General features: G+C 68.0%; 5 protein-coding genes. All 5 read left to right on the top strand.

Features of this window, described 5'->3' with window-relative positions:
* The first annotated feature begins 23 nt into the window (after nt 1-23).
* The 5 genes from ACT84W_RS10865 (at nt 24) to ACT84W_RS10845 (ending at nt 1,716) form a co-directional block, all read left to right on the top strand.
* Nucleotides 24-287 (top strand): single-stranded DNA-binding protein, encoded by a 264-nt coding sequence (locus tag ACT84W_RS10865; protein ID WP_444329233.1) that lies wholly within the window; start codon nt 24-26, stop codon nt 285-287.
* Complete coding sequence (locus tag ACT84W_RS10860) at nt 284-445, top strand: hypothetical protein (protein ID WP_444329232.1); 162 nt, start codon at nt 284-286, stop codon at nt 443-445. Before ACT84W_RS10865 ends, ACT84W_RS10860 begins: the two co-directional genes overlap by 4 nt.
* Nucleotides 446-448: 3 nt before the next feature.
* On the top strand, nt 449-829 hold the full coding sequence (locus ACT84W_RS10855) for a Lin1244/Lin1753 domain-containing protein (RefSeq protein ID WP_444329231.1): 381 nt from the start codon (nt 449-451) through the stop codon (nt 827-829).
* A gap of 169 nt (nt 830-998) precedes the next feature.
* Entirely contained in the window at nt 999-1,211 is a 213-nt protein-coding gene (locus ACT84W_RS10850; protein ID WP_444329230.1) for a hypothetical protein, read from the top strand.
* A gap of 37 nt (nt 1,212-1,248) precedes the next feature.
* Nucleotides 1,249-1,716 carry a hypothetical protein gene (locus tag ACT84W_RS10845; protein ID WP_444329229.1) on the top strand — a complete coding sequence of 156 codons (468 nt, stop codon included), beginning with the start codon at nt 1,249-1,251 and terminating at the stop codon, nt 1,714-1,716.
* The last annotated feature ends 122 nt before the right edge of the window (nt 1,717-1,838 follow it).

Genomic DNA, 1,838 nt, shown 5'->3' with positions numbered 1-1,838 from the left:
AGGTCGAAGTTAGTCAATTGTGATTGCCTCCAATAACTCGTTTGGCCGCCGCGTCGCAGCTCTCGAAGGGCTCGCGGGTGGTCTTCGGCGGCAAGGTGAGGCAGCGGACGTGGGAGGACGAGGCGGGGACCCGGCACTACCGCGTCGAGATCGTCGCGGACGACATCGTCGTGTGCGGGGAGAGGCCGCGCGCGGCCGCGGCGACGGCGCAGCCCTCCCGGCCGCCCGTGGCGGCGGCACCGCCCGTCGCGCCGGCGGACGTCTACGACGAGGACATCCCGTTTTGACGCCGCCTGAGAAGCCGCCGCTGAAGCCCTGCGAGTGCAGCAAGTGCCGCCACTGCTGGGCCGCGGCGATGGTGTGCACGAGGCGGCTCATATCCAGGGCGCCCGGCGAGAAGCGGTCCGGCTGCCTGTACTACGAGGAACGCGAGGGGAGGGGCTAGGACATGGCAAGGCGCGGCATCTGGTGGTGGAAGGCAGAGATCGGCACGCTCCACGACCAGAAGATGGAGGACCTCGTGGACGAGCTCGGCGCCGCCGGCGTCGGCGTGTGGTTCAGCGCGATGTGCCAGCTGCACAGCGCCATCAACGACGGCAAGCCCTTCCTCAGGCGGGAGCACCTCGTCAGGCGCGTGGCGTGCGACCTGGACATGCGCCGCGAGGACGCCGAGGCCGCGCTCTGCCGCATGGCCGAGATCGGGCTCCTAGACGAGGGCATGTGGTCGGAGGGCAAGGCCGTCAACGAGCGCGTCGCCCGCCGCTACGAGGAGTACCAGGCCAAGGTCGGCATCGCCGAGAAGGCGAGGGCGGCGAGGTCCGACGGGTAAACGCGCAGGTCGTTCTATCGATAGGCCTAACCATAAGCCTAAGGCGCGAACTTTTATAAGCGGTAGAGGTTAGAGGTTAGAGATAGATAAGAACACTCTCCCTTACTTGTGAGTAGGGGAACCCAACTTTTCAACAATCTTTCGACAAGTTTTCAACATTGGAGGAGAAATGAGCGACACGACCGGAATCCAGAGGCTGCGCAACGCCATCGAGGTCCAGGGCCGCGGCGGGGCGGAGACCCTCGTGCTCGACATGGCCGCGGCCGAGGAGATCTGCCGCGAGTGCGAGGACGAGCTCGAGGCGCTGGGCGAGGATCTCGACGGGCTCTACACCGCCGTCACCGGCGCGACGATGATCCTGCGCGCGGGGCTCGGGGAGTAGTGCCCGCCATGAACGTTTTCGCGAAGGTGAGACTGCGATGAGGATAAGCCAGGACAAGCTGCCGCCGGCCATCGACCTGGGCCGGGCGGTGCCGGACAGTCAGATCTGCAAGCCGAGGGCAAAGGGCGAGCTGCGCGTGCCGCCCGACAAGGTGAGGCGAGAGGTCGTGGCGGCGCTGCAGGCCTGCTCCTCGCCGGGAGGCAAGGGCCGCGAGACGCCCTTCGCGCAGGTCGTGACCGCGCTCGGGCCGTGGTGGAGCAGGAACCAGGACTCCACGTTGCCGGAGGTCCTCGCCGACCTCGTGGCGCCTCGGGGCAAGGGCGCCCTGGCCGCCGAGGTCGCCGACAAGGTCGGAAGGCTCACGCTCGAGCGCGACGAGGCGGTCGCCGAGGCGGCGACGCTCCGCGAGCGGGCCGAGCGTGCCGAGGCGGAGGCGGACAGGATGCGCAGGAGGCTGGCGAAGGTCGAGTTCCTGCTCAAAGATGACGAGGAAGGGGGCCGGTGATGGCCGACAAGACAGGCGTGGCCAGGCTGCGCCAGGCGATAAAGAACCAGCGGGACGCGGGGGAGGCGTGCTTCACGCTGCCGATAGGGGAGGAATCCGAGGGACGGGGTTTCCCGCCCCAT

Source organism: Paratractidigestivibacter sp., from assembly GCF_052362415.1.
In the GTDB taxonomy this organism is placed as follows: Bacteria; Actinomycetota; Coriobacteriia; order Coriobacteriales; family Atopobiaceae; genus Paratractidigestivibacter.
This window is presented reverse-complemented; position numbering and strand designations above follow the sequence as displayed.

Bases quoted from the DNA above. Each gene is read 5' to 3' on its own strand.
- ACT84W_RS10855 (WP_444329231.1), top strand. From the start codon at position 449: ATGGCAAGGCGCGGCATCTGGTGGTGGAAGGCAGAGATCGGCACGCTC.
- ACT84W_RS10850 (WP_444329230.1), top strand. From the start codon at position 999: ATGAGCGACACGACCGGAATCCAGAGGCTGCGCAACGCCATCGAGGTC.
- ACT84W_RS10845 (WP_444329229.1), top strand. From the start codon at position 1,249: ATGAGGATAAGCCAGGACAAGCTGCCGCCGGCCATCGACCTGGGCCGG.